Annotated in this window: 20 protein-coding genes, 1 tRNA gene and 1 pseudogene; 19 read left to right on the top strand and 3 right to left on the bottom strand. The window is 64.5% G+C overall.

The window, feature by feature from the left end; all coding sequences use genetic code 11:
* Positions 1–7: 7 nt before the first annotated feature.
* From ACO056_RS02360 to ACO056_RS02350, 3 genes are read right to left on the bottom strand one after another with little or no spacing between them, the layout of a single operon-like run.
* Positions 8–1,354 carry an amidohydrolase family protein gene (locus ACO056_RS02360; RefSeq protein WP_421851260.1) on the bottom strand — a complete coding sequence of 449 codons (1,347 nt, stop codon included), beginning with the start codon at positions 1,352–1,354 and terminating at the stop codon, positions 8–10.
* Positions 1,351–2,763 carry an amidohydrolase gene (locus tag ACO056_RS02355; RefSeq protein ID WP_421851256.1) on the bottom strand — a complete coding sequence of 471 codons (1,413 nt, stop codon included), beginning with the start codon at positions 2,761–2,763 and terminating at the stop codon, positions 1,351–1,353. The genes ACO056_RS02360 and ACO056_RS02355 overlap by 4 nt, the downstream gene beginning before the upstream one ends.
* Entirely contained in the window at positions 2,760–4,532 is a 1,773-nt protein-coding gene (locus ACO056_RS02350; RefSeq protein ID WP_421855258.1) for a peptide MFS transporter, read from the bottom strand. Before ACO056_RS02350 ends, ACO056_RS02355 begins: the two co-directional genes overlap by 4 nt.
* 265 nt (positions 4,533–4,797) lie before the next feature.
* Here ACO056_RS02350 and ACO056_RS02345 point away from each other — a divergent pair, with 265 nt between their 5' ends.
* The 19 genes and pseudogenes from ACO056_RS02345 (at position 4,798) to ACO056_RS02255 (ending at position 26,413) form a co-directional block, all read left to right on the top strand.
* Positions 4,798–5,160, top strand: a complete 363-nt coding sequence (locus tag ACO056_RS02345) for a GntR family transcriptional regulator (protein ID WP_421851253.1) — start codon at positions 4,798–4,800, stop codon at positions 5,158–5,160.
* Positions 5,161–5,342: 182 nt separating this feature from the next.
* Positions 5,343–5,624 (top strand): integration host factor subunit beta, encoded by a 282-nt coding sequence (locus tag ACO056_RS02340; RefSeq protein WP_298189562.1) that lies wholly within the window; start codon positions 5,343–5,345, stop codon positions 5,622–5,624.
* Positions 5,625–5,785: 161 nt separating this feature from the next.
* Positions 5,786–5,870, top strand: a tRNA-Leu gene (locus ACO056_RS02335).
* Between the two features lie 612 nt (positions 5,871–6,482).
* Positions 6,483–7,919: pseudogene (locus ACO056_RS02330) on the top strand (FAD-dependent oxidoreductase); the annotation flags it as partial.
* On the top strand, positions 7,916–9,589 hold the full coding sequence (locus tag ACO056_RS02325) for an FAD-binding protein (RefSeq protein ID WP_421851250.1): 1,674 nt from the start codon (positions 7,916–7,918) through the stop codon (positions 9,587–9,589). The pseudogene ACO056_RS02330 and the gene ACO056_RS02325, both read left to right, overlap by 4 nt.
* A 190-nt stretch (positions 9,590–9,779) precedes the next feature.
* Complete coding sequence (locus ACO056_RS02320) at positions 9,780–11,042, top strand: aromatic ring-hydroxylating oxygenase subunit alpha (RefSeq protein WP_421851247.1); 1,263 nt, start codon at positions 9,780–9,782, stop codon at positions 11,040–11,042.
* Positions 11,030–11,635, top strand: a complete 606-nt coding sequence (locus ACO056_RS02315; protein ID WP_421851244.1) for a TetR family transcriptional regulator C-terminal domain-containing protein — start codon at positions 11,030–11,032, stop codon at positions 11,633–11,635. The genes ACO056_RS02320 and ACO056_RS02315 overlap by 13 nt, the downstream gene beginning before the upstream one ends.
* A gap of 450 nt (positions 11,636–12,085) precedes the next feature.
* The gene (locus tag ACO056_RS02310) at positions 12,086–18,004 is read left to right on the top strand and encodes a beta strand repeat-containing protein (RefSeq protein WP_421851241.1); all 5,919 of its coding nucleotides are present in this window, start codon (positions 12,086–12,088) and stop codon (positions 18,002–18,004) included.
* Between the two features lie 99 nt (positions 18,005–18,103).
* Complete coding sequence (locus tag ACO056_RS02305; RefSeq protein WP_421851238.1) at positions 18,104–18,706, top strand: response regulator; 603 nt, start codon at positions 18,104–18,106, stop codon at positions 18,704–18,706.
* 24 nt (positions 18,707–18,730) lie between these two features.
* The gene (locus ACO056_RS02300; protein ID WP_421851235.1) at positions 18,731–20,536 is read left to right on the top strand and encodes an ATP-binding protein; all 1,806 of its coding nucleotides are present in this window, start codon (positions 18,731–18,733) and stop codon (positions 20,534–20,536) included.
* A 131-nt stretch (positions 20,537–20,667) separates the two neighbouring features.
* On the top strand, positions 20,668–20,934 hold the full coding sequence (locus tag ACO056_RS02295; protein WP_421851232.1) for a hypothetical protein: 267 nt from the start codon (positions 20,668–20,670) through the stop codon (positions 20,932–20,934).
* Between the two features lie 107 nt (positions 20,935–21,041).
* On the top strand, positions 21,042–21,269 hold the full coding sequence (locus ACO056_RS02290; protein ID WP_421851229.1) for an alpha/beta fold hydrolase: 228 nt from the start codon (positions 21,042–21,044) through the stop codon (positions 21,267–21,269).
* 67 nt (positions 21,270–21,336) lie between these two features.
* Entirely contained in the window at positions 21,337–21,588 is a 252-nt protein-coding gene (locus ACO056_RS02285) for a helix-turn-helix domain-containing protein (RefSeq protein ID WP_421851226.1), read from the top strand.
* Positions 21,589–21,867: 279 nt separating this feature from the next.
* Entirely contained in the window at positions 21,868–22,656 is a 789-nt protein-coding gene (locus ACO056_RS02280; protein ID WP_421851223.1) for a M10 family metallopeptidase C-terminal domain-containing protein, read from the top strand.
* Positions 22,657–22,681: 25 nt separating this feature from the next.
* The gene (locus ACO056_RS02275) at positions 22,682–23,155 is read left to right on the top strand and encodes a TlpA disulfide reductase family protein (protein ID WP_421851220.1); all 474 of its coding nucleotides are present in this window, start codon (positions 22,682–22,684) and stop codon (positions 23,153–23,155) included.
* A 4-nt stretch (positions 23,156–23,159) separates the two neighbouring features.
* Complete coding sequence (locus ACO056_RS02270; protein ID WP_421851218.1) at positions 23,160–23,378, top strand: DUF4266 domain-containing protein; 219 nt, start codon at positions 23,160–23,162, stop codon at positions 23,376–23,378.
* Positions 23,369–24,718 (top strand): DUF3570 domain-containing protein, encoded by a 1,350-nt coding sequence (locus tag ACO056_RS02265; RefSeq protein ID WP_421851215.1) that lies wholly within the window; start codon positions 23,369–23,371, stop codon positions 24,716–24,718. Before ACO056_RS02270 ends, ACO056_RS02265 begins: the two co-directional genes overlap by 10 nt.
* Positions 24,719–24,731: 13 nt before the next feature.
* Positions 24,732–25,610: an FAD:protein FMN transferase gene (locus ACO056_RS02260; RefSeq protein ID WP_421851212.1), complete on the top strand. Its 879-nt coding sequence runs from the start codon at positions 24,732–24,734 to the stop codon at positions 25,608–25,610.
* A gap of 164 nt (positions 25,611–25,774) precedes the next feature.
* The gene (locus ACO056_RS02255) at positions 25,775–26,413 is read left to right on the top strand and encodes a PilZ domain-containing protein (RefSeq protein WP_421851209.1); all 639 of its coding nucleotides are present in this window, start codon (positions 25,775–25,777) and stop codon (positions 26,411–26,413) included.
* Positions 26,414–26,440: the final 27 nt, after the last annotated feature.

The following is a 26,440-nucleotide window of genomic DNA, read 5'->3' as shown; positions in this document are numbered from 1 at the left end:
CGCATGATCATTCGTACGCTTTAGGCAACGCTCCTTCGCTTGGGCGACGGTATCTTTGGCGCAACCTTGACTGGTGGTTTACCAATGACTGTGGCCTACCATCGATATAGATTGCAACCGAAGTGGATGAAACTTCCAGTGGATCACCGTCCCAAATTACGACATCTGCCGCGAGGCCGGGCTTGAGACTGCCGAATGCAGCGCTCTCGCCAAGGATGTCGGCCGGGATCGACGTGATGGCGGCAAGCGCCTGACCCCAGCTCAGCCCGGTCGCTCCTGGCACGCGCGAGAGGCCGACGAGATTGCCTGCGAACTGCGGCGCGTAGCGAGGCTGGTCGAGATCGTAGAAGCCACCTAGCGCCACTTTCACACCCGCCGCCGTCATCCGGCCAACGTTGGACTGCGTAGCGGCCAAGGTCTCGAAGCTGCCCGGCAAGTCCGCCAATGCGCTGGCCAGTACCGGCACTTTCGCGGCTGCCAGTTCGCTGGCGACGCGCCAACCCTCACCCGCGCCAACGATCACCAGACGCAGCGCGGGGAACTCGCGGCCGAGCGCAAGCACGCCGCGGATATCGGCCGCGCGCTCGACATGCACGAAGAGGGCCTGCTTGCCCGTCACCACCGGGATCAGCGCGGCGGCATCGACGCGGGTCAGCAGCGCATCGCCAGGCTGTCCCGGGGTCTGGTCGCCGCTGTCCTTGCCGGGCTTGCGCTGTGCAAGCTCGCGCGCTTCGCGCAGGGCATTGCGCAGGAGGGCCTGCGCCGCGACCCGGCTGCCACCGGCGAGGTCAGCTCCGCGCTCTCCCAGTTCGACGAGCTGGAACGCGCGCGGCACGATCACATCAGGCCCGTTCTGCGCCAGATCGATCACGGCGCCTTGCCCCGCGAAGATCGCGTTGGCGGCAATCGGCGCCACACCGGCGCGGGTGACCCCGCTTGCACGGCTCACTGCGACCGGCGGCGCATCAGGATCGATCGCCAGCGAGACATCGAGCCCCGCGGAGAAGCGCGCGGTCCCGGCGGAACTGTCGTTGCTTTCATTGACTGCGCCGACATCGACGAGGCCAAGGTCGGTCATCGCGGTGACGAGACCGGGCGTGACCCATTTGCCCGTACCGTCGATGACCGGGACCCCGGCAGGGACCACCACGTTGCGGCCAGCCGCCACGATCTTGCCGCTGCGCACCAGCACGGCCCCGCCCTCGATCGGCGCGCTGCCGTCGCCGATGGCTACGGTGGCATTGGTAACCGCGAAATCGCCCGACGGGAGCGTGGCCGGCAAATCGGCCGCGCAGGCGGGAAGCGCTGCGCCGGTGAGCAGCAGCGCAGCAAGCATGAGAGAGGCCCGCTTCACTTCACGTCTCCCTCACCCGGCAGGCCGAGTTCGAAATCGCTGACCGGCCTCCGTTTTGGATCAGATAGGTCGAACAGCAAGGCGCCATCGATCCACACCTTTTCGGGCCGTGAATAGACCGAGAGCGGATTGCCGTTCCACAGCACGACGTCGCCCATCTTGCCTTGCGTGAGGCTGCCGGTCTGCTTGTCGATGCCAAGCGCCTTCGCAGGGTTCAGCGTGATCCAGCGGATCACCTGGCCATCGGATATGTTGATGCCGATTCGCCGCCCCGCCGCGCGGGCCTTGGCGGCTTCCTGGTTGAGCCGCTGGATGCCGTTGGCATCGTCCGAATGAACGATCACGCAGGCGCCCGCATCGGCCAGCAGCGCCGCGTTTTCAGGAATACCGTCGAAGGCTTCCATCTTGAAGCCCCACCAATCGGCCCAGATCGCCGCGCAAATGTCGTTTTCCTTGAGCAGGTCGGCGATCTTGTATGCCTCGACCGCATGGTGGAACGCGGAGACCTTGTAGCCGAATTCCTTGGCCATATCGATGACCTGCGCCATCTCGTCGGCGCGGTAGCAATGGTTCTGGACGAGGATCTTGCCGTCCAGCACATCGGCCATCGTGTCCATGGCGAGGTCACGCTCGGTGAGCTTACCCTCGGCGCGCTTCTTGCGGTATTCGGCGGCCCTGATCCATGCCTGCCGGTCCACCGCGAAGTTGCCCATGCGGGTGGAGGGCATCTGGCCCTTCGCGCCATAGACGCGCTTCGGGTTCTCGCCGCAGGCCATCTTCATGCCATAGGGCGCGCCGGGGAACTTCATCGCCTGCACGGTGCGCGCATAGACGTTCTTGAGCACGACCGAGCGCCCGCCGATGAGATTGGCCGAACCCGGCAGAATCTGCATCGTGGTGACGCCGCCATTGGTGAGCGCGCGGCTGAAGCCTGGGTCCTGCGGCCAGACGCTGTGTTCTGCCCAGACTTGCGGTGTGGTGGGCGAGGTTGCTTCGTTGCCGTCCGAATGCGCCTGGACGGCCGGGCTCGCGTAGACACCGAGGTGGCTGTGAATGTCGATCACCCCGGGAGTGACGAACTTGCCCGTGCCATCGATGCGGCGGAAGCCATCCGGCACGGCAAGACGAGCGTCTCCGACTCCGACGACCTTGCCGCCCTGCAGCAGCACCGTGCCGTTCGCGATTTCGCCGCCCGTTCCATCGAACACCGTGGCGCCGACGATCGCGGTGGGTTCTCCCGGATAGGGCTTGTAGGTCGAGGGGTAGGGGTTTTCCTGCCAGATCGGGGTGGCCGCCGGGGCCGCCTTGGTTTCCGCCATCCCCGAAGTGGACGAGGCGAGCAGGGCTAGGCCGGCCAGCAGATGTGTGGCCGCGCGGCCCAATCTACGCAGCGAAGTCGTTCGTGTCATTTCACACCATGCATCAGCCGCTTGAGCGGAATCGACAGCGCCAGCAGCAACAGGCCGATTACCGCCGAAACTTCGCCGATGGTCTGGAACACGCCGACGTAGGTCTCAAGGCTCACTTTGAGGTTGGTCACCTCGCCGCCAACGGTCTCGACATTGGCAAATTGCGCCACGACGCCAGCGACATACTGGGCAACCGCGATGGAGAGGAACCAGGTGCCCATCATCAGTCCGACGATGCGCGCGATCGAAAGCTTGGTGACCATCGACAGGCCTACCGGCGAAATGCACAGCTCGGCCATCGAGTGGATCAGGTAAAGCCCGGCCAGCCACCACAGCGCGACCTTGTAATCCGGCCCGGCGAACTGGGCGCCCCAGACGAGGAACAGGAAGCCCGCGCCGACGCCAACGAGCGCCACGCCGAACTTGACCGGAATGCCAGGCTCCAGCCCACGCCGCGCCAGTGCGCCCCACAGCATCGAGAACAGCGGCGCAAGCGCGACGATGAAGAACGCATTGAAGAACTGCGTCTGCCCCGCCGTGATCGAGAACAGGCCGAACACGCTCATGTCGGTATTGCGATCGGCGAACAGCGTCAGCGAGGAACCTGCCTGTTCGAACAGGGTCCAGAACACGGTGTTGAACGTGATCAGCACCATGGCGGCTACCATCATCTGGAACTCGCGCCTGTCGCCATTGAAGAATGACCAGGCGAGGATCCCCGGCACCGCCACGATGAAGGTGCCGAACATGATCTTGCCCATGATCGGCAGGCTGGCGATGTAGCCAAGAATGCCGCTGCCTGCGGGCGGCTTCACATAGGCCATGAGGTTGGCGAAGAGCAGATAGGCCAGCGGAATAGCGAGGATCGCCCCGGCATAGACAAGCATGTCGCGCGACCTGCTTGCCCCTGCTGGCGGTTCGCCATAGCCATCAAGCTTGCCGCCATCGAACTGGAACAGCAGCCACGAAACCGCCATCCCGGCTGCGGCGAGCGCAAATCCTGCCCACCAGCCAAGGCCGCCCCACGAACCCATTCCGACTGCGAGCAGCGGGCAGAGGATTTGCGAGAACAGCGAGCCGAGGTTGATGCCCATGTAGAAAATGGTGAAGCCGGCATCGCGTCGCCGGTCGCCCTGTTCGTAAAGTTCGCCGACGATGGTCGAGATATTGGGTTTGAAGAAGCCGTTGCCGACCGTGACGAAGGCAAGGCCGACGATGAGCAGGAACGTGTAAAGCGGATTGCGTTCCCCGCCGCCCTCGAACTTGCCTGCCTCGATATGGCGCGCTTCGCTGCCATCCGCGCGCAGCAGCGAGACGGTCTTGTCTTCGTTGCCCTTGATCCGCAGCGTGGCGCCTTGATCGGTGACATACTGCCGCCGCGCATCGCCGCTGCCTTCCACAGTCACTTCGTAGCGCGTGCCCTCGATCATCGCGTAGGGTTTCGCGGCGCCGCCGGTGCTCGAGAAGCAGAGCACCACATAGCCCAGGCTCATCAGGATCGCGCCGAACTTGACCGAGCGCTTCGAGCCGAGGAAGCGGTCCGCCATCAGGCCGCCGATCAGCGGGGTGAGGTAAACCAGCGCGGTGAAGCCGCCGTAGATCCCGGTGGTGGTCGTGTCGCTGAACAGGAAATGCTGAGCAAGATAGAGCGTGAGCAGCGCCCGCATGCCGTAATAGCCGAACCGCTCCATCGCCTCGGTCGTGAACAGCCGCGCCAGCTGGGAGGGGTGCCCGAACCAGGCGGTATCGCGCCTGACCGGTGCGGACATTCCGGCGTCTGCTGCTCCAAGCGGTTCTGACATGGCGTGAACTGGCTCCCCTCGGGTATTTTGCGGCGAATTTGGCGCCATGATTAACGCCTAACCTCGGCTTGGGAAGGTGATTGTCGAGGTTTTCCAAGCCGATTCAAGGTGCAAGCTACTTTCGTGCGCAAGGCAGGCCTTGCTTGATCAAGCGCTGCGCCAAACCGTTACCTCAGTGAAACTTTGTTTCGTCCGATTGCGTGCCTCGCTGTGTTATGGCACTGCACCACCTATGACATCGTTGAGTTCATCCGCCGGGCGGCCCGTCTATCTCAAGCTGCGCGACCAGATCGCTGCTGCGATTCTGGACGGCACTTTTGCTGAAGGCGCAATGCTGCCGTCAGTCCGTGCCTTTGCGGCGGCGGAGGCCGCAAATCCGCTGACGGTTGCCAAGGCCTACCAGCAGTTCCAGGCCGAAGGACTGGTGCAGGTCCAGCGCGGGGTTGGCATGTTCGTGGCGCCCGGCGCGGCGGCGGTGCTGCGCGCGCGGGAGCGCGAGGCCTTTCTGCGCCACGAATGGCCCGAGATCAGGGCCCGCATGCGGCGGCTCCATCTTGATCCTGCACGCCTGCTCGGAGAGGCGGAACGGACCTGAGCCGGATTCTTGCGCTAATCCCTTGCGGTATAACGATTGATAAGTTGCCGCCCCTTCAATGCTCTGGCACTATTACGTTACTCCAGCGGACCGGGACTCGCCCGGAAAGGAGTGATGCCGGCGGCACGGATCAAGCCCAAAGGGTACCCGATGGTGCCGGCAGCAAAGTAGGGGGGATGCGGATGATCCGATCCGAATTGTTGCAGGCGCTTGCCAAACAGAGCCCGAGCATGCGCAGCGAAGAGATCGAGCGCGTTGTTGACGTGTTTTTCGATGAGATCGCCAAGCGGCTTGCTGAAGGGGGACGCGTGGAATTGCGCGGCTTCGGCGCCTTTTCGACCCGTGAGCGCGATGCGCGCAAGGGCCGCAATCCGCGGACCGGAGATTCTGTCGAGGTTCCCGGCAAGCGCGTGCCTTATTTCAAGCCCGGCAAGGACATGCGGCTCCGGCTCAACGCCGAATAGCCGCGGTCCAGCAGTCGCAGGCCGGGGCCATCGCCGCTCCGCCTGATCCCGAGCGACCTTCCAGCGCGCCTGATTGGCCGGGTGACCGTTGCCGTGCGCGCTGCTCTGTGCCATCGCCGCGTTTGCCGATCAACTTCGGCCCACCTGGTGGGCTTCCATGTGCGGACGTGGCGGAATGGTAGACGCAGGGGACTTAAAATCCCTTGAGCTCAGCTCGTGCGGGTTCGAGTCCCGCCGTCCGTACCAGCTTAACTTTCTGGAAATTAAGCGGAAAGCTTCCGGCGACGACTAATGGCTCTCACCCTGCCGGCCCATTGCGGGGGACAAGGCGGGCGTCAGAATGTTGCGCAAGGCGCTTTGTGGATGCAGGCCGATCGGCCCAGTGGGCCCTCCAGAAGCCCCCTATCTCATGCCCAAGACACCCATACGCCGATCCTACCTGACACTTTAGGATGCGCGGAAATGTAAAGGGTAGTCTCGTCATCGCGTTATCGAGCTTGATCCAGGCACTGGACCGGATCGCACCAATCCGCGGTCACTTGCGCGGCACAGGATTCGAGCCAAATCAGATCCTGCGGGCGCTGAGGCGCAAAGGGGCATTTCTCGACCAGAGCCGGACGTTAAGGTGGGCCATGACGAATGCCATGTTCCAGGCAAATGCCGCCGATGGCATGAGACAAAGCGGCCAGCCTGCGCAGCCCGTCGTGAGGACGGGACAACTAGGCTGCGCTTTTTGGTAGTTTTTCTCTCCAAGCCGTTATGCAACATATGTTGCATAACGGCTTGGAGTCTCGACGACTTGTTCGCAGGCTTACGGTCTAAGCGCGCAGCGGAAGCAGGCGCAATGCGGAGGAACGGAAGATGGGCGAGTGGGATCGCGCGGTCGACGTAGTGGTCGTGGGGCAAGGGATCGCCGGTGCCTGCGCCGCGCTTGAAGCGCACCGGGCCGGGGCTGAAGTGCTGGTGCTGGAACGAGCGGGTGGTGGCGGCGGGGCCAGTGCGCTCTCCGAGGGCATTTTCTATCTCGGCGGGGGAACGCCGGTGCAGCACGCATGCGGGTATGAAGACACGGTGCAGAACCTGTACGATTTCCTCCGCGCCAGCACCTCGCACCCCGATGATGCCTTGGTCCGCACCTTTGCCGAGGGCGCGCGCGATCATTTCGACTGGCTGGAACAGCAGGGCGTCCCCTTCACCCGCACGGCTTTCCCCGGCAAGGTTGTTTCTGTGAGAACGGCCGACTGCCTGCTGACCACCGGCAACGAAAAGATCTGGCCGTTCAAGGATGCCGCACGGCCCGTACCCCGTGGCCACCAGGCGCGCAGCGACGAGGTTAACGGCGGCCTGTCGGCTATGCGAGCGCTGCTGGCCACTTGCGAGGCGGAGGGTATCGAAACGATCTGCAACGCCGCGGTGACCGGACTGGAAACCGACGCAGTCGGCCGCGTGGTGGGAGTGACGGCCACCATTGATGGCGCGCAGCGGCGGATCGGCGCACGCCGCGGAGTGGTGGTCGCCACCGGAAGCTTCACCAACAATGCCGAACTCGTGCAAAAGTGGCTGCCACTGCTGAGCGAGACGTCCTCGCCGCTCGGCGTCCCATCCAACGATGGTGCTGGCCTGAAGCTGGCGCAGCAGGCGGGCGCGGCGCTCGCGGGGATGGACGGGGTGATCGCCACTGCATCGATTTATCCGCCGGAAAACCTGATCAAGGGGATCGTAGTGAATGCCAATGGCGAGCGCTTCGTGGCCGAGGACAGCTACCATGGGCGGCTGGCTGGCTTCATCATGGAGCAGCCGGGCCAGAAGGCCTACCTGATCGTGGACAGCGAGATCTTCGCCTACCCAGAGGCTGAAGCTGCCAGGCACGTGCTGATTGACGGCTACGAGACGGTCGCGGACATGGCGACCGGGCTGGGCCTGCCCGAAGGCGCGCTCGAACGCACGATGGACGAATACAACAGTGACGCGGAGCTGGGGGAGGATAGGCGCCTCCACAAGCAGCCGCCTTGGCTCAAACCGCTCGATCAGGCACCTTACGCCGCGTTCGACATTTCCTTCGACCGCTCAATCTACCTCTACATCACGCTGGGCGGGATCAACACGGACGCCCGGGCGCGGGTCCTCGATCCCTCAGGCATGCCGATTGCGGGGCTCTATGCCGCAGGCGCCTGCGCGGCGCATATCCCTCAGAATGGCAAGGAATATGCCAGCGGGCTGAGCTTGGGGCCGGGTTCGTTCTTTGGCCGCGCGGCCGGGCGTGAGGCGGCGGCCAATGCCGGCGCGTCGCAATGAATGCCGGGGGCGAGCAAGCACCTGACGGCGGCCATGATTTCATCGTCGTCGGTAGCGGCGCGGCAGGGCTGGTCGGTGCGATTTCGGCCCGGCTCGCCGGACTGCGACCGCTGATCATAGAGAAGTCCGACCGTTGGGGCGGAACAACTGCGCTGTCGGGCGGGGTGCTGTGGATCCCGGCGAACGACGCCATGATGGCTGAGGGTGTCGACGACCCAATTGATCGGGCGCGTGCCTATCTTGCTGGCCTGCTTGGCCCCGATGCGAACGAACGCGAGCGCGCCAAGGCCGAGGCGTTTCTTGACCATGCCCCGGCGATGGCCCGTATGCTGGAGGGCGAAGGCCTGAAATGGGTCCGCAACCGCGATCACCCCGATTACTATCCCGAAGTGGATGGCGCGGGGGCAGGCCGCACGCTGGAAGCCGCCCCTATCGACGGGCATCGGCTGGGTCAGCGGCTTGCTACCTTGCGCGGGGTGGAGCTTAATGTCCCGGCGCTGACCAGTGACAAGTTCGGGCCGGCTGTGCTCGCCAAGACCGGCATTCGCCCGGCCATGACCGGAGCGGGCATCATGCTGCGGCATTACCGGGACAAATTGCGCGGACGCAAGCCGCTGGGTTCGGGCCGGGGGCTGATTGCCTCGCTCATGCTTATCGTCGACCGCCTCGGGATTCCCGTTCGTCTGTCCACAGCGCTGGCTGACCTGACGATCGAGCGCGGCGCTGTCACAGGTATCGTCGTGGAGCATGGCGGTCGCCGCGAGACCCTTCTGGCGCCGGCGGGCGTGTTGCTCGCCGCTGGCGGGTTTGCCCACAACCCGGCGCTGCGGCGCGAGTTGCAGGGCTTCGCCGAAACGTGGAGCAATGCCTCGCCCGAGGATCAGGGCGATGCGTTGGTTGCGGCCCGCGCGATTGGCGCCGATACCGAACTGCTGGATGATTGCTGGTGGATGCCGACGCTCGAAGTCGGACCGGACACCCGTGCACTTGCGCTCGGCCTGCGTGCCCTGCCCGGCAGCATCGTCGTCGACCATCACAGCAAACGCTATATGGACGAGGCCCGCTCCTACATGGCGACGGGCCGGATCATGCGCGAGCACGGTGCAGCGGAGCATCGCCACTGGCTGATCATGGACGAACGCTTCCTGTCGCGGCACATCTTTCCCGATCTTTCTCCACCCGGCGCGCGCGCGGCGATGATGGCGGGCGGCACACTCAAGCGCGGCGAAACAATCGCCGAGCTGGCGGCTGCTTGCGGGCTCGATCCCGCCACCCTGTCCGCCACGGTGGAGCGGTTCGACGGGTTTGCCCGCGCGGGCGTGGACGAAGATTTCCGCCGCGGCGACACGGCTTATGACCGTTACTGGGCCGATCCTGCCCACCGGCCCAACCCGAGCCTTGGCCTGATTGAACGGCCGCCGTATTGGGCTGCCGTGCTGCGCCCGGGCGATCTCGGCACCAATGGCGGTGTGAAGACCGATGCAGCAGGCAGGGTGCTGGACGGCACAGACAGGCCGATCGAAGGGCTCTATGCTGCTGGCAACGGCAGCGGCTCGCCATTCCGCCGCAGCTATCCCGGGGCAGGGGCCACCATCGGCGCAGCGGCGACCTATGGCTTCATTGCAGCGCGGCACGCCGCCAAGCGCCGGGTCAACGCTCCGTCGGACTGAACGATGCGCAGATGCGGCCGCCTCCCGCGCGCCGGCGTGTAACGATTTTATTCGCGGATCGATCGGGGCAACCTTGTGTACCTCTCTATCCGAATCACCTCGATTTATATGCAACATTTGTTTTATAACGGGGCGCAAATTGCTAGAGTGCGAAGATCGAATGGTCTCGGAAGAGGGCGGCGCGATGCAAATGAGCTACGTTGACGGGGTAACCGCGGCCGCATCGGAGCCGGTTGGCGCCGATGCTCGCAAGACGCTCGAACAGCACGCCGCCGCGCTGCTCCGTCATACGGCCGAGGGGACCTTCCCGCTGGCGAGCGAAGTCATGGCTTTCGGCGCCGACCATTACACCTCCCCGGAGCGTTTCGACGCCGAGAAACGGCGCATCTTCCAGCGTGTTCCGCTGGTGCTGGCCGCCTCGTGCGAATTGCCCGGTGCCGGGGCCTACAAGACGCTTGAGGTCGCCGGGATCCCGGTGCTGCTGGTCCGCGACCGGCATGGCAAAGCCCACGCGCTGCTGAACGCCTGCACCCATCGCGGCGCGGCAGTGGCAAGCGGCTGCGGCTCGGCTGGGCGCTTTACCTGCCCCTATCACGGCTGGACTTTCGCTCAGGACGGCGCGCTGCTCGGTGTGGCCAGCCCGGCCGATTTCGGCACGGTCGACAAGGCGATGCTGGCGATGAAACGCTTTCCGGTCACCGAGCGCGGCGGGCTGATCTGGGCAATCCTCGATCCGGCGAGCACGCTTGACCCGGCAGCCATGCTGGGCGGGATCGATGACCTGATCGCAGGTTTCAATCTCGCAGATTGGACCATGATCGAAAGCCGCACGCTTCACGGCCCCAACTGGAAGCTGGCCTTCGATGCGCACCTCGAGTTCTACCATTTACCAGTCCTGCACCGCGACACCTTCGGGCCGGAGCGGAGCAATCGGGCGTTCTACTTTGCACAAGGGCCTCACCAGCGGGTGATTGCGCCGCAGGGCCGCCCCGGGACGACGGTGCCGGACGATCTCTACGCCCTCGCACGTCTTCCTGCCCCGGGCGAGCCGCTCGATCCGCTGTTGATGGGCGAGTGGATTCTGTTCCCCGGCACCTCGATCAACACCTTCTACATTGGCGGCATCCGCTGCGTGCTGGTATCGATCGTGGTGCCCGGTGCAGAGGTGGGGACTTCGACAACCACGCAGACCTTTCTTGCCGAAACGCCTCCCGATGAAGAAAGCCGCGCCGCAATGGCGAAGTTATGCGCCTTTCTCGCCCACGTGGTGGGCGACGAAGACTTGCCCACCTCAGCCTTCCAGCAGAAGGTGATGGCGACGGGTATGATCGGCGAAGTGCGGTTCGGGCGCAACGAGGGCGGCTTGCAGCATTTCCACCACTGGCTTGATCGGGTGATTGCAGCGGACAGCACCGAACTGGCGAACCTGCTGGCGGCTCCATGCCGGCCGTAATTGATCACGCTGCCCGCCGCACCGCGCTTGCCGAGATCGCGGCCGATCTGGTCGCGACCGGCGGCTCGGAGGCAGCGACAGTGCGCGCCGTTGCCGCCGCAGCCGGGTTCAGCACCAAGGCGGTGACGCATTATTTCCCCGACAAGCGCGCGCTGATGCTGCTCACCTATCGCCATGCGGCCCTGAGTTCAAAGGCCCGCACGGATGCCTCGCAGCCCAAGGACGGGGGCGATATCACCGCCTTGCTCCACGCCCTGCTGCCGACCGATCCCAAAGTGGAACGGGATTGGCGGGTGTGGTTTTCCTTCTGGGGGCTCGCTATCGCCGACCCCGAGTTCGCCGACGAACAACGCGAACGAATGCGCGATTTCGTTGGGCAGATTACTGCCATCCTCGCGGCCGATCCAGATTGTGCCCATCTGACCGCGGAGCAACGCTCCGTCATCGCCAGCGCGCTGCTTGCCGCGCTGTTCGGAACCGTAACCCAGGCAATTTTCGATCCCGCAACATGGCCCGCTGCGCGGCAGGGCGCAGCGATTGACGCGGCGCTGATGCAGATCGCGGGACTGCCTTTCGATCGCAAGGAGGCTTGAAGGTTGAGGGAACGCTAGACAGGCAAGACAGCGCCCACCACTGGCGCCGTCGGCGGCACCGAAGCTCGGTTCGGCATCCGCGCTGTCGGTATCGCGCCCGGCCAGATCAATACGCCGATGCCGCGCAGTACCGGCGGAGACCGTATTAACACCAAGTCGCAGCATCTTGCTACCGATCACGCACCGGGCTCGTAGCCTGCTGGCCCAGCAATTTTCGCACGAATTTGTGCATCGCACCGCATCGCCCACATGCCTCAATAGGCGATTGAGCATGATTGGCCGTTCGACTAGCCCTGCGAGCAACAACGGGCGCGCTTAAATGTGTGAAATGTAGGCCGAAAATACTCGGCCATTTCGCAGTTTTTGCCAAAAAAGTCTCTCCGAAAAAATCGAAAACTGCGCGCTTCGCGAGACGACGCTGCTTGTCTGCGAACAACCCGGGAGCGAGATATGAGCCTTCAGATGCATCACACGGTTCGGCGCAAACTGTCACTTGGCGCTGGTGTATTGGCTTTGGGGGTGGCGCTGGCATCGCCCGCAAGCGCAGGCGCAGCTGCACCATCGGTCAGCAACAACACTCTCGGGCTTTCTGCTCCCCAGGCGACTGGCAGTGACAGTCTGGCCGTCGGCGATGGCGCACGTGCGAACGGCACCAAGGGCGTCGCGGTCGGTGAGGCTGCCCAATCCGGAACGCAAGACAGCACTGCGGTCGGCGCACATGCCAACGCGACAAATGCCCAATCAACCGCATTCGGTGCCAATTCGCTGGCAACTGACAGCGCAACCGCCATCGGCGGTTATGCGCGTGCTGAGCAGGGCGGCGCGACTGCAATCGGGAGCTATGCCGGTGCCACTTCAACAGACGCCATCGCCATCGGCGCGAGCGCCCAGGCCGACGCCAACTCGAGTATTGCCATTGGCCATAGTGCTTATGTCGACACGGATGGCTCTGTGGCGCTCGGCAGCCTGTCACGCGCGGACGGGGCAAATGTCGTTTCGGTCGGCAACAACGATCTTCAGCGCCGGATCACCCATGTGGCAGCGGGCACGGACGCGACGGATGCCGTGAACCTTGATCAGGTCAACAATCTCATCTCCGCAGCCTCGGGCGGAACGGCGGCCTTCGCGGCCGACAACACCGGCGCACAGGCTGATCCGGATGCGAGCGGCACCGATGCAGTCGCGGGGGGCTACGGCGCATCGGCCACGCAGGCCAACAGCACCGCGATCGGCACCGGGGCGACCACCGGTGTCGGCTTTGCAGCGAAGCGCGACCGAAGCACGGCCGTGGGCGCCCATGCCGACGCGAAAGATGGCAGCTCCACCGCGGTTGGTGCCTATTCCGCGGCTGAGGGATTCGGGGCGGCGTTGGGCGATTCCGCGACCGCCGGCTACGAAGCTGTTGCCATCGGCAGCGGGGCGAATGCCAAGGCCGATGGCACGGCAATCGGCACCCGCTCGGTTGCGGGCACAACCGGCATCGCTTTGGGCGTGGAATCCGATGGCACGAGCGGGATTGCCATTGGCTACCGCGCCAAGACATCGCATGATTCGGGTGCGGACGGGATCGCCATCGGCACAGACGCCAATGCCGCAGGCCGCTTGTCGAACGTGATCGGCGAAGGCGCCACGGGCACAGGCCTGGCCAGCACCGCGCTCGGCCACTCCGCCCAGGCACTTGCCGAAGGCGCGATTGCGTTTGGCGAATCGAAGGCGAGCGGGTTCAACGCGATAGCCATCGGCGAAGGCGCGCTCGCAACGGCCGATCACAGCGTGGCGCTGGGTTCTTATGCCATCGCGGACTTGGCAAACACGGTTTCCGTCGGCGATTCCAGCAATGCGGGCTTCGGGCCAGCCACGCGCCGCATCGTGAATGTTGCGGCAGGCACCGGCGCGACTGACGCGGTCAACGTTGCGCAGCTCAATTCGGCTATCGCCGGAGTTTCCGGCGGCGGGGGAACCACCTACCCGGTCGCTTCCAACAACACCGCCGCTCTGGCCGCTCCCACAGCTGCCGGTGCCAACGCGCTTGCGACAGGGTATGGCGCGACCGCCAGCGCTGCGAAGGCGGTTGCGCTCGGCACTTCGGCAAGCGCTGCGGGAGCGAATGCAACTGCCGGCGGTGCATCTTCATCGGCGGCAGGGGTGAGTGCTTCAGCCTACGGCACGGGCAGCAGCGCCAGCCGTGATTTCACCAGCGCATTTGGCACCGGTGCCAACGCGACCGGCATTGGCGCGGTGGCGATCGGCGAACAGGCGGCTTCGTCCAACGGCGAAACCGTCGCGCTGGGGGCATTCTCGTCGGCAACGCAAAACAATTCCATCGGCATCGGCAGCCACGCTGCAGCAACAGGCTTTGCCTCGCTCAGCGCGGGCGGGGCCTCGGCAGCGGCGGGTTCCGAGGCTGTGGCGTTGGGACTGAACGCCAGCGCCAGCCAGACGCGCAGCGTTGCGCTTGGCAGCCGTTCGGTTGCCGATGCGGCCGATGTCGTTTCGCTGGGCAATGTGACAACAATCCTTGTTGAAGGCACTCCCACCCCGACCGAATATACCCGCAAGATCATCCACCTGACCGCCGGCACTGATGCAACCGATGCGGTGAATGTGGCGCAGCTCAATGCCGCCGTGCAGATCGGCAACCCTGGGTTTGCCGCAAACCGGATCGGGAACACCGCGAAAGCCAGTGCAACGGGGGCCGGCTCAGTCGCTTCGGGCTACGGCACGGTGGCGCAGGGCGCAGACGGCATCGCCATTGGCGGCGGCAGCGGGCAGACCATTGCAACGCGCGACCGCACCATCGCGATCGGCACTGGCACGAATGCGTTTGCCGAAGATTCGGTGGCAATCGGCTCACTCGCTGAGACACAAGGCGATCAGGCGGTGGCACTTGGGGCAAATTCACGAGCTGACGGCCTGCACAGCGTGGCGCTTGGCTTCGGCTCGATTGCAGGCGATGCCAACACCGTCTCGATCGGCCAGACTGGCCAGGAGCGCCGCATCGTCAATGTGGCGGCGGGAACCGGCGGCACCGACGCGGTGAACCTGACGCAGCTCAACTCGGCCATCTCCAGCTTGCCGACCTATCTGATGGCAGGAACGATTTCGGGAACGCACGTCCTTCCCACCGCGAGCGGCGCGAACGCGCTCGCTTTTGGTGCGGATGCAAACTCGGCCGGCGAAGATGCTGTGGCGCTCGGCTTCAACACAAATGCCAGTGCGTTCAGTGCGATTGCTATCGGCAGAGACAGCAAGGCGTCCACAGCGGACGCCGTGGCATTCGGTGTTGCTACCAAAGCCGATGGATTCAGGAGCAGCGCCATTGGACCGTTCGCGCACGCCAGCGGTTCCGAGGCCTTGTCGGTTGGGGATAGTTCGGTCGCTTCCGCGACCAATAGCGCTGCGTTTGGCTATCTGGCTTCAGCCACAGCTGGCAACAGCACGGCGATCGGGTATCAAAGTCTGGCAGACCAGAACGATACGGTGTCGGTGGGCAATGCGACGACCAAACGCCGCATCGTCAATGTGGCAGCGGGAACCGGCGGCACCGACGCGGTCAACCTGACGCAGCTTAACACCGCAATTGCCGGGGTGGCGGCGGGAGCGATCAATCCCGCGTTTGCGTCCAACAATTACTACAATGCGGCACCCGCCGCAGCCACCGGGAACAACGCGCTTGCGACCGGCTATGGTGCCAGCGCAGCCGGGGTGCAAAGCGTCGCCAGCGGTGCGGGTGCCAGTGCCAGCGGGTATGGTGCGGTTGCATTGGGCCGGGGATCGCTTGCCACGAAATCAGACAGCATGGCATTTGGCGACCAGGCCTTTGCCACAGGTGTCAACGCGCTGGCGGTCGGCTACCAGTCATCGGCGGTCGGGCAGGAAAGCATGGCGATCGGCCGCTACGCCGATTCGCAGGGCCGGGCAGGCATTGCCATCGGCGAGCTGGCGATCGCCAATGCCGATTATTCTTCGGCAATCGGCTATGGTGCAGCCGCAGGGGCGCTCGGCAGCAGCGCGTTCGGCATCGACAGTCGTGGTCTGGGGATCAGCAGCACGGCGCTCGGCGACACCAGTTTGGCCAACGGCACCGGTGCCATCGCACTGGGCGGGCAGGCTACTGCGGGCAACAGCGCGGGCACGACCAAGGGCGACATCGCCATCGGCACCTCCACGGGCATTCTGGCCACCGGCAGTAACGGCGGCACCTTGACCACAGCCAGCGGCGGCAATTCGATTGCCATCGGCACCGGGGCACAAGCGACCGGGGCTGGCTCGCTCGCGCTTGGAGCGCTGAGCAGCGATGGCGGAATTGCCAACGTCGTATCAGTCGGCAGCTCGACCAATCAGCGCCGCATCGTGAATGTCGCGGCGGGCACGAGCACGACAGATGCGGTAAATCTGGGGCAGCTCAACAGCGCGATTGCCGCGATCCCGCCAGGCGGGGCGGCAGGGTTCATCGCAGCCAGCAACACAAGGGGGGCGGCGAATGCTGTGGCCACAGGACCAAACAGCGTTGCCGATGGCTACGGTGCCAGCGCCACCGGGGATGCGAGTCTTGCCATCGGCGGCAATGCGAAAGCGAGCCGCCAGACGTCGATAGCAATCGGCGACAATGCGATCGCAAGCGGGCTGCAATCCACCACGATTGGTGCCGAGTCCCAAGCGACCGGGCTGGCTTCCCTCGCCATCGGCGGCTTTGCCAAAGCCACAAACACATGGGCCGAAGCCTTTGGGGGCGAAGCAAGCGCACAAAGCGCCACGGCCATCGGCAACGCGTCGCTGGCCAGCGGATTGAAGAGCGTCGCACTCGGCGCAAATTCGGTCGCCGATCAGGCCAACACCGTGTCGATCGGCGCGGTTGGCAGCGAGCGACGCATCGTCAATCTCGCGGCAGGAACCGCAGCTACCGACGCGGTCAACCTCGGGCAGGTCACCGCGCTGGTGGCCGCAGCGCCGCACGGTGACGCAGGTTTTGCCGCGAACAACTCCGCCGGGCGCACCGCCCCGACTGCAGGCGGCACCAATGCGGTGGCAGGCGGATACGGAGCGAGCGCAAGCGGCAACAGCAGCGTGGCGCTGGGCACGGCGGCGACTGCAACCGGGAGCAGCGCCACTGCACTGGGCGCGGCCGCGACTGCCGGTGCGGGCGCTACCGCGCTGGGTGCGAATTCCGCAGCCAGCGGATCGTTCGCCAGCGCGATCGGCAGCGGATCCACCGCATCCGGCGCATCGGCCAGCGCAATCGGTCTCGACAGCCGGGCAACGGCGGATCGCAGCGTCGCGCTGGGATCGGGCTCGGTGGCCGATCAGGCGGATACGGTCTCGGTCGGTTCTGCGACATCGCAGCGCCGCATCGTCAACCTTGCGGACGGTATCGGCGCGCACGACGCGGTTTCGTTGCAGCAGCTGACCACGGCGATTGCCGCAGTGGGCATTACTAGCTCAGCGCAGGATGGCAGCTTCTCGGCCGGTGCCGGCGCATCGAGCAGCGGCGACGGCAGCGTGGCGATCGGCCAGGGTTCCACGAGCAACAACGCTGGATCGATCGCTCTCGGTCACAACGCGCAGGCGACCGCTGATCCGACAACGGCCGTGGGAGACTCGGCGGTTGCTTCGGCCAACAACGCAGCGGCGTTTGCCGCCAGTGCGCAGGCAACGGGCGTCAATTCGGTGGCGCTCGGCTATCAGGCGAAGGCTGAGGCTGCAAACTCGGTGGCGCTCGGGGCAAATTCGGTCGCCACCAGGGCAAACACCGTGTCCGTCGGATCGGCGGAACAAACGCGGCAGATCGTCAATCTCGCGGCAGGCTCGATCGCGGCGGGCTCGACCGATGCGATCGATGGCGGCCAAGCTTATGATCAGGCGGCCAGCGTGGCGAGCGCGCTGGGCGGCGGCAGCGCGGTGGCCGATAACGGCACCGTTACCGGGCCGACCTATGCGGTGGGTGAGAGCACGTACCACTCTGTCGGCGCAGCGTTCGCAGCCTCAAACGCGCGCGTTGCGAATATTCAGGGGCAAGTTTCTTCGCTCAGCGCATCTGTGGCATCGTTGCAGAGCCAGGTCGGCGCGCTGGACACCTCGTTCAAGGCGCTGAACACCTCGGTCGGCCAGTTGCAAACCTACACGCAGGAAGCCCGGCGCGAATCGCGCTTCGGCATCGCGCAGGCCATGGCGATGACGGCCGCTCCGCTTCCCTCCGAACCAGGCAAGACATCGTACACGTTCAACCTCGCGACGTTCCATGGCCGATCGGCCGCGGGCCTTTCGATGGCGCACCGCTTCGCCACTCAGTCACCTTTCGCGATTACCGGCGGTGTTTCCTACAGCGCTGACTCTACTGCGTACCGCGTCGGCGTGGCAGGCGAGTTCTGAGCGGGCGGCGAGGTGCACGGTCGCTATCGACATGTCCCTCGCCGTCAGGTCCAAGATCACATACAATCCATTTTGGACTGACATGAGGGGAGGCCATTGATGAGCGTGCAGATCCTCCTCATCGACGACCACCCGCTGTTTGTGGACGGCTTCGTCGGAATGGTCCGCGAGAGCAGACCGAACTGGCATGTCGACGCCTTCCTGACCGCCGCCGACGGATGCGCCGCATTGGCCGGACGGTCGCACTGGGACCTTGCTATCGTCGATATCCAGCTTCCCGACGCCGACGGCTTCGATACGATTGCCAGAATGGCCGAACTCAATGCGGCAGTCCCGCGCATCATTATTTCGGGCCGTGAAGACGAGGCAGCACGGTTCCGCGCGCGGCGAGCAGGGGCCAGCGGCTTCATCGTCAAATCATTGGCGGCCGATGCCATGCTGGGCGTGATGGACAACGTGCTGTCGGGCGCGATGGGCTTTGCCGATTCTGGGCCGGATCGCGGCGTTCCCAACCTGTCGCAGCGCCAGATCGATGTGCTGCTGCTGCTCGCCGAAGGCCACGCCAACAAGGTTATCCGGCACCGGCTCGGCATCGCGGAGCGAACTGTCCGCTCGCACCTGACCGAACTCTACCAGGCGCTGGGTGCCCATTCGCGCGTCCACGCGATCCTGCGTGCGCGCGAGATGGGCGTGATCGAATGACGGCGTTCGCATGATGATATTCCCATGACAGCAGTGGGTCGATCCGCCGATCTCGTTCATACGCAGATGATCGAGACGCAATATCAGCAGGCGCGCAACAACATTCTCGCCGAGAATGTCACGCTGGTGTTCATCGTCGTGAGCGGGTTGCTGCACAATTCCTGGAAGACTGTTCTCCTCTGGACGCTGTGCGAGGTTTCAAGCCAGATCTACCGCACGATCTTCATGCTCAGGCCTTATGCACGCGGTTGGCCCGAGGTCGATTTCGCGCGATACTGGGCGCGCCACCACGCCATTTACCAGACCACGATCGGGGTCGTCTGGGGGGCGTCGATGTTTGTGTTTGCGCACGCGTCGGACCCGGAATCGGTGGTCCTCACGGTCACGGGGCTGGTGGTCATCGTCAGTGGTGCAGTGCCCGGACTAGCCTATAACCAATTGGCCATGCGCGGTTTTTTGGTGACCTCGTTCGGCCTGATGGCTATGCGGCTGCTGCAATTCGGCGGCATCGACTATATCATCCTCGCCGCCGCGCTCACGCTTTACGGCGGTGTGCTCTGGCTGATGGGAGCGCTGCAGAGCCGGAATGTCGAGGAAGGTATTCGCATCCGTTTCGAAAACATCGAACTGCTCGAAGAACTTTCGGCGCAGACCCGGCAGGCGCGTGAAGCGCGCGAGATTGCCGAAGCTGCCAACCTGGGGAAGTCCCAGTTCCTCGCCGCCGCAAGCCACGATTTACGTCAGCCGCTCTATGCGCTCAGCCTGTTTTCGGAATCGCTGCAAGCCCTCTCTCTTTCGGACAAGGCCCGGGGCATCGTCACCCAGATGCAGGGCAACCTCGATGCGCTAGAACGGCTGTTCAGCGGCTTGCTTGATATCTCGCGGCTCGATGCTGGCGTGGTCAAGCCGCAGTGGGAACCAATCGCCTGCGATGTGCTGTTCGACCGGATCGATCACTACTTGCGCCCGTTGGCGATCCAACTGGGCCTTGATTTGCGATATCGGTCCGACGGGTCGGTGCTTTTCAGTGATCCGGCGCTGATCGAGCAGATCCTGGTGAATCTGGCAACGAACGCGCTGCGCAACACCGCGCAAGGCGGCGTTTTGATTGTGAGCAGGCGGCGGGGAGGGCAGATCAGGCTTGAGGTGTGGGATACCGGATCGGGGATCGCCGAGGCTGATCTCGAACGGATCTTCGACGAGTTCGTCCAGGTCGGAAATCCCGAGCGCAATCGGCGCAAGGGCATGGGCCTCGGCCTCGCGATCGTTCGCCGCGCGGCATGGCTCCTTGGAACGACGATTTCGGTGCGGTCCGTGCCCGGGCGCGGATCGTTGTTTTCCCTCATGCAGCCGATAGCGCAAAGCGACCAGACGCCGGAAAACACGACTTTCGCTGAACTCGATGACCCGATCAGCGGGTTGTCGTTGCTGATCGTCGAAGATGATCCGGATGTCCGAACCGCTCTCGCGACGCTGACCCGCCAGTGGGGGATGCTCGCCGACGTCGTGGGCACGGCCGACGAAGCGCTCGAAGCGCTCGCCGGGCCCTCGGATTACGCCATCATCATGAGTGACTATCGACTGCCTGGCTCGTTGAACGGGTTAGAATTCCTGCGCCACTGCAAGGGGCTGAACGGACGCGCAGCGCATTGTCTGATCACAGGGGATCTTGATCCTTCCATCTTGGCTGAAGCGCAGGCGACCGACATTCCTCTGGCCCACAAGCCGCTGCCACCCGCGCGCTTGCGCGCGCTGCTCATTCATCTGGCGAGCAAAAGCGCGATCAAAGCCAAGCATGCAGCCGCTCTGCACGAGGGAGGCCAGCGGTAATGCCGTCCCAGCGAGGAAATGCCGGGAGGCTCTTGCCAACCATCTCAAGCCATTCAGCAGCGGCCGCGTGGACGTCCGTTTATCCCGCGAAGAGTCGCGATCTGAAATTGCCGAAATGATATGGGCATGAGATGAAGTTTGCCCTCGGCAACTGGAAGGATGGCGGATCAATGGCGAGGTTTCTCAAGACCATTGTTGGCAGTGGCGCCACCGTACTTGCCACAACCGCGGGACTGGCTGCGTTCACCGCATGGAACCGCAAGCGCGCCGAACAGCTGGTGCCGCCCGAAGGGCAATTCGCCGATGTTAAAGGTGGCCGCCTGCACTACCGCGCCCTTGGTGAAGGAGCGCCGATCACGGCCTTGGCGGGCAGTTGCGCAACTTCACGTATGCCTTGAGCGAGCTTCTCTCGCCGCACCATCGGCTGATCCTGGTCGACCGGCCGGGGTCGTGATATTCGACCTACCGAGGTGACGGCCCTTGCGGTCTTGCCGCGCAGGCGGCGATGATTGTCGAGCTGATTGACCAGCTTGCGCTGGACCGGCCGTTGGTGGTGGGCCATTCGCTTGGCGGTGCTGTGGCCCTGGCGATGGCGCTATTGGCGCTGGCGTTCGCCGCCCCGCCAAGCGCCACCGACCCAGTCCCTGTGGCCGCCGCGTGCGCACTGCCCGAGGACACCACGAGAGAGGGGTTGGCACCCGTGCCGGCCACGCCCGATACTTGCGCGAAATAGCCGAATGCCGATCCGCCTACGGTGGCGGCGCTGGCTGTTGCGCCCACGGCCGCGCTGAAATTGCCGGTTGCGCCCGCCTGATTGCCCATTGCGGTGGCCATTCGAACTGACTCCTGCGGAAATCCGCGTGTTCGAACAGATTTCTGCGGGACGGACGACCAAGGAAGCCGCACTGGCGCTCGGCGTGGCGCAAAGCACCGTCAGAACCCACCTGCTGCGCCTATTCGAAAAGACCGGAGTCAATCGCCAGGCAGACCTGATCCGTATGGCCCATTCGCTCGCATCGCCAACGGTACCTGGAGTGCAACGGAAAGCCTGACACTGCGGCTTCCGCTGAAATGCCAGAGTCCTTGGCCTGGTGCTCAATTGCAAAATTTAAACTCTTGAGCTCAGCTCGTGCGGGTTCGAGTCCCGCCGTCCGTACCAATCGGATCAAGCTGCCGCGTGCATCGCACTGCGGCGCGCGCAACCGTCCGCCCGCCGTGACAAAAGCTCCGCCCACCGCAGGGGCACTTGGTTAGTCTGAGGTAACGATATCTGTTGCCAGCAGGTTAATGCGACCAACGCAAACCAGCTGCATGCAGCAGGGGGGCTGGCCATGGCGATCATCAAAGGCACGAACTTCGTCGATACACTGAACGGGACGGTCGATCCGGACCAGATTTCCGGTCTTGCCGGCAACGATATCCTCAAGGGTCTCGGCGGCAACGACCTGCTCGATGGCGGGCTTGGTGACGACATCATGTACGGCGGCGCGGGCGACGACATTTACATTGTCGATTCCATCGCTGACAAGGTTATCGAGCTGAACGGCGAGGGGATCGATCTCGTCAAGGCGAGCGTGAGCTTCACGCTGGGCAACTTCGTCGAAAACCTGATGCTGACCGGGACTGCGGCGATCAATGGCACCGGCAACGCGCTGGCGAACACGATCACCGGCAATAGCGGGAACAACATCCTCAAGGGCTTTGCCGGCAACGATATCCTGAGCGGCGGGGACGGCGCGGACATACTCGTCGGCGGTACCGGTATGGACACCATGACCGGCGGCACCGGGAACGACAAATTCGTGTTCGCTGACGGCGATTTTTCCAGCGCCACTTCGACCGGAGCGGATGTGATCGTCGACTTCACCCCGGGCGACAAGATCGACCTCAGCCTCGTCGACGCGCTGAGCACCGCGACCCCGTATAACCAGCCCGGCGATCAGGCATTCGTGTTCATCGGCCACAACCGCTTTCATATCCAGACCGGACGGGAGCTGCGCTATGACGTGGTGGGCGGCAACACCTACGTCTATGGCAACGTCAACGGCGATGCCACGGCCGACTTTTGCATCAAGCTGCTTGGCGTCCATACCCTGACGTCGAGCGATTTCGTTCTTTAGACTGCGCTGGAGGCGCTTCGTATTGATGAGTGCATTGGTACCGGTATCGCGCCGCGCGGTTCTTGGCGGCCTTGCCGGGGCGGCGCTTGCGGGGATCTGCACGCCTGCCGAGGCCGCGGCCTTGCTCGATCTTGCGAAGTATCGCGGCAAGGTCGTCTACGTGGATTTCTGGGCCTCGTGGTGTGGGCCGTGCAAGCTCTCGTTCCCGTTCATGCAGCAACTCGCCGCGCGCTATCCGGCGAGTGACCTTGCCGTCGTGACCGTCAACGTCGATCGCCAGCGCGGTGCGGCGGATGCCTTCCTGCGGCAGGTAAAGTCCTCCCTGCCCGTGATCTACGATGCGGCGGGCGATCTCGCGCAGACCTGGAAAGTCACGGACATGCCGACTTCGCTGGTGTTCGACCGCAAGGGCGCAATGCGCTTCCGTCATCAGGGGTTCTTCCCCGGCAAAGCGCGCGAGTACGAAGGGCATGTCGCCCAGCTCGTGCGCGAGGCATAGCGCGGTGCGGCACTCTCGCCTGCTGATCCTGGCCGCGTTGCCGCTGCTTGGGGCCTGCGCGCATCTTGGTCCGCAGCCATGGCAGCGCGACGTACTGGCGCGCAAATCCATGCAGCTGGTTCGCGAGCCTTCGATCATGGCCTTCGATGAGCACACTTATTTCAGCAAGGAAGCGGCTTCGGGCGGGCGCAGCTTCGATGGCGGGGGCTGCGGGTGCAATTGAAGGCGGGCGCGCTTGCCGCGACGCTGGGGGCGCTGGCCGGGGCCTTGCTGGGATCCTCTCCGGCCGCGGCACAAGCCGAAGCCGCGCCTGCCAATGCCTATGACCAGACCGCCAGCGAGGTCGGCACGCTCGTCGCCGATACGGCTCTGCTGGTCTATCAGGAAGACAATGAGCGGGTCCGCGCGGTTGAGTCTGAAACGAGCCTGATCTGGAATGCGCCCGGCGGCACGGTCGTCTCGGGCAAGTTCACCTACGATTCGCTGACCGGCGCCACGCCCAACGGATCGATCCGTTCGCGCTATCCGCAGACCTTCTACCCACCTCGCAAGACGCGGTTCATCGGCGGCGGGCTTGAGACCAGTCCCGATACGCTGACCGGTGCCTCCGGCCGCTATATTGTGGCTCCGGGCAAGTTGCCGGTGGACAAGGGCTTCAAGGACCACCGCGAGGCCTATGATCTGGGGGTGACGCTGCCGCTGGCGGACGGATTCCGGTTCAGCCTTGGCGGGGCGGCCTCGTACGAAACCGATTTCACGTCCTATTCGGCGCGCGCCTCGATCGCCAAGGACCTGTGGAACAAGAACACCACGCTGTCGCTGGGCTTCAACTACGAGCACGATACCGTGCGGCCTTTCACCGGCGTGCCGCCTGCCCTGTCCTATATGGGCGACCAGATCGTGGGGGCATCCCGCACCAAGCGGGTCGGCAGCCTTGTTGCGGGCGTGACGCAGATCCTCAGCCCGTCCTGGCTGGTCCAGCTCAACTACAGCTATGGCTACAGCCACGGCTACCACACCGATCCCTACCGGATCTTCGCACTCGTCGATGGCGATACCGGCGATCCGTTCTATTACATCTACGAGCAGCGGCCCGATCGCCGCGAGCGCAACAGCGTGTACGCGGCGACCAAGTTCGCGCTCGGCTCGAACGTCGCCGATGCCTCGGTGCGGTGGTATCACGATAGCTGGGGCATCACGGCAATGACCTATGCGCTGTCCGAGCACATGCCGGTGGGGAAGTTCGGCTATGTCGAGCCCGGCCTCCGGTATTACCGCCAGACCGCCGCGCGCTTCTTTGCCCCGTATCTCCGCATCGACGAGCCGACCCCGTCCTATCTCAGTTCGGACAGCCGGCTCTCCCGGTTCCATGCCTGGACCATGTCGTTCAGGGCCGGAGCGCATCTGAACTCGAGACTGGAACTCTACGCCGCGTTTGAACGCTATGTGCAGCAAGGGCAGCGCTTTGATCGATCAGCGCCGGGTGTGCTGGCGGGGATCGATCTGTTCAGCGGAACGCGCTCGACGAGCCTGATCAGCGGGCTGCGGTACACCTGGCGCTGAAGGCGGGCGGTACATGGCAAAGGCAGCAAGGCCGGCCGGGGTCCACAAGCACCGCTTCAGCGCGATGGGCACGTCCTGCGAGGTCCAGATCGAAGCGCGCGATGGCCGCCTCGCGGCAGAGCTTGCGCGTGTCGGTGAGGCCGAAGCACGCCGGATCGAGGCGAAATACACCCGCTACAAGCCGACCGGCGTCGTCTGGGCGATCAACAACGCTGCCGGCGAGCCCGTCGAAGTGGACGAGGAGACTGCCGGCCTGCTCGATTATGCCGCGCAGGTTAATGGCCTGAGCGAAGGGCGGTTTGACGTGACCTCGGGCGCGCTCAGGCGGGTGTGGACGTTCGACGGATCGGACCGGGTGCCCGATGCCGCGCAGATCGCGGCGCTGATGCCGCTGATCGGTTGGGACAAAGTGATCTGGGAGCGCCCCCGCCTGATCCTTCCGCCGGGGATGGAGATCGATCTCGGCGGGATCGCCAAGGAATACGCGGTTGATCGCGCGGCGATCGCAATAATGGCACAGGCCGATTGCCCCGCGCTGATCAACTTCGGCGGCGATCTGCGCACCACGCGGGCCAAGGCTGGCGGGCGCTGGGCGGTGGCGATCGAATCGTTCGATCCGGCCAAGGTTGCGGGCGGCCTCCTCCAGATCGGCGAGGGCGCAATCGCGACAAGCGGCGATGCGCGGCGCTTTCTGCTGAAACAGGGCAAGCGCTACAGCCACATCCTCGATCCGCGCACCGGCTGGCCGGTCGAAAGCCCGCCGCGCTCGGTCACCGTCGCGGCGCGCACCTGCGTTCAGGCTGGAACGCTTTCGACCCTCGCGATGCTGCTTGGGCCCGAAGCGGAGTCGTTCCTCAAGGCTGAAAAGGCCGAAGCCTGGGTGCTGTGGTAACCGCTGCCGTTTTACCGTTCGTAACAACATGTCAATGATCAGTGGGTTAGAAGCAAGCTTGCACAGCAAAGCGTGCGTTTGTCCGGAAGGGTCCGGCCAGACGCGCGAGGGGAACAGGCTTGGCACAGGAAACGCAACTGCCTGGGGAACCTCGGCAGCATCAGTTGGGAGCGCCGCCCGGCGCGGAGCTTCGCTCTGCGCCTCGCTATGCCTTGCTGATCCGCACCGCCAAGATCATTGCCGACGGGCGCGAGTTTCTTTGCATTATCCGCGATGCCTCTGCCACGGGGCTCAAGATCCGCTTGTTTACAGACCTGCCTTCGGCCCGCGAGCTGGCTGTGGAGATGATGACCGGAGACCGGTATCCGGTTGAGCTGGTCTGGCAGGCCGACGACTTTGCCGGGCTGCGTTTTCCGCAGGAAATCGACATTGAACGGCTGCTCGACGAATCCCGCGGCGCCTATCCCAAGCGCAAGATCCGGCTGCAGATCGTGCTGGGCGGGGTGCTCCACTCGGGCGGCGAGGCGGTCCCTGTGGTGTTCCGCAACCTGTCGCAGCAAGGCGCTTGCCTGGAATCGGAAAAGTGGCTGCTGATGAACGAGCTGGTCCGCATCGAGACCGGGGTGACCCCGCCGCTTTACGCCAAGGTCCGCTGGCGCAGCCATCCGCGCTACGGCATGATCTTTGAACATACCTTCGGGCTTGAGGAATTGGCCCGCATCTCGGCGCCGCTCCAGTTCGCGCAGGCGCTTGAACAGCATGCCCGCGGCATCCGGCAGGGGCCTTCGGCCGAAGAGGGCTGAACCGGCGCCGGTTTTCGCTCTTCCCGC

The sequence above is a fragment of the Novosphingobium sp. genome (assembly GCF_965228995.1).
Classification (GTDB): domain Bacteria; phylum Pseudomonadota; class Alphaproteobacteria; order Sphingomonadales; family Sphingomonadaceae; genus Novosphingobium.
Note: the sequence above shows the minus strand (reverse complement) of the source record. Positions and strands in the feature narration are given on the sequence as shown.

What these genes read in the sequence shown, in the direction of transcription:
- ACO056_RS02290 (WP_421851229.1), top strand. Translation starts at nt 21,042, where the DNA reads ATGATTGTCGAGCTGATTGACCAGCTTGCGCTGGACCGGCCGTTGGTG.
- ACO056_RS02355 (WP_421851256.1), bottom strand. Translation starts at nt 2,763, where the DNA reads ATGACACGAACGACTTCGCTGCGTAGATTGGGCCGCGCGGCCACACAT.
- ACO056_RS02275 (WP_421851220.1), top strand. Translation starts at nt 22,682, where the DNA reads ATGAGTGCATTGGTACCGGTATCGCGCCGCGCGGTTCTTGGCGGCCTT.
- ACO056_RS02340 (WP_298189562.1), top strand. Translation starts at nt 5,343, where the DNA reads ATGATCCGATCCGAATTGTTGCAGGCGCTTGCCAAACAGAGCCCGAGC.
- ACO056_RS02345 (WP_421851253.1), top strand. Translation starts at nt 4,798, where the DNA reads ATGACATCGTTGAGTTCATCCGCCGGGCGGCCCGTCTATCTCAAGCTG.
- ACO056_RS02295 (WP_421851232.1), top strand. Translation starts at nt 20,668, where the DNA reads ATGAAGTTTGCCCTCGGCAACTGGAAGGATGGCGGATCAATGGCGAGG.
- ACO056_RS02300 (WP_421851235.1), top strand. Translation starts at nt 18,731, where the DNA reads ATGACAGCAGTGGGTCGATCCGCCGATCTCGTTCATACGCAGATGATC.
- ACO056_RS02350 (WP_421855258.1), bottom strand. Translation starts at nt 4,532, where the DNA reads ATGTCCGCACCGGTCAGGCGCGATACCGCCTGGTTCGGGCACCCCTCC.
- ACO056_RS02325 (WP_421851250.1), top strand. Translation starts at nt 7,916, where the DNA reads ATGAATGCCGGGGGCGAGCAAGCACCTGACGGCGGCCATGATTTCATC.
- ACO056_RS02315 (WP_421851244.1), top strand. Translation starts at nt 11,030, where the DNA reads ATGCCGGCCGTAATTGATCACGCTGCCCGCCGCACCGCGCTTGCCGAG.
- ACO056_RS02280 (WP_421851223.1), top strand. Translation starts at nt 21,868, where the DNA reads ATGGCGATCATCAAAGGCACGAACTTCGTCGATACACTGAACGGGACG.
- ACO056_RS02310 (WP_421851241.1), top strand. Translation starts at nt 12,086, where the DNA reads ATGAGCCTTCAGATGCATCACACGGTTCGGCGCAAACTGTCACTTGGC.
- ACO056_RS02320 (WP_421851247.1), top strand. Translation starts at nt 9,780, where the DNA reads ATGAGCTACGTTGACGGGGTAACCGCGGCCGCATCGGAGCCGGTTGGC.
- ACO056_RS02305 (WP_421851238.1), top strand. Translation starts at nt 18,104, where the DNA reads ATGAGCGTGCAGATCCTCCTCATCGACGACCACCCGCTGTTTGTGGAC.
- ACO056_RS02260 (WP_421851212.1), top strand. Translation starts at nt 24,732, where the DNA reads ATGGCAAAGGCAGCAAGGCCGGCCGGGGTCCACAAGCACCGCTTCAGC.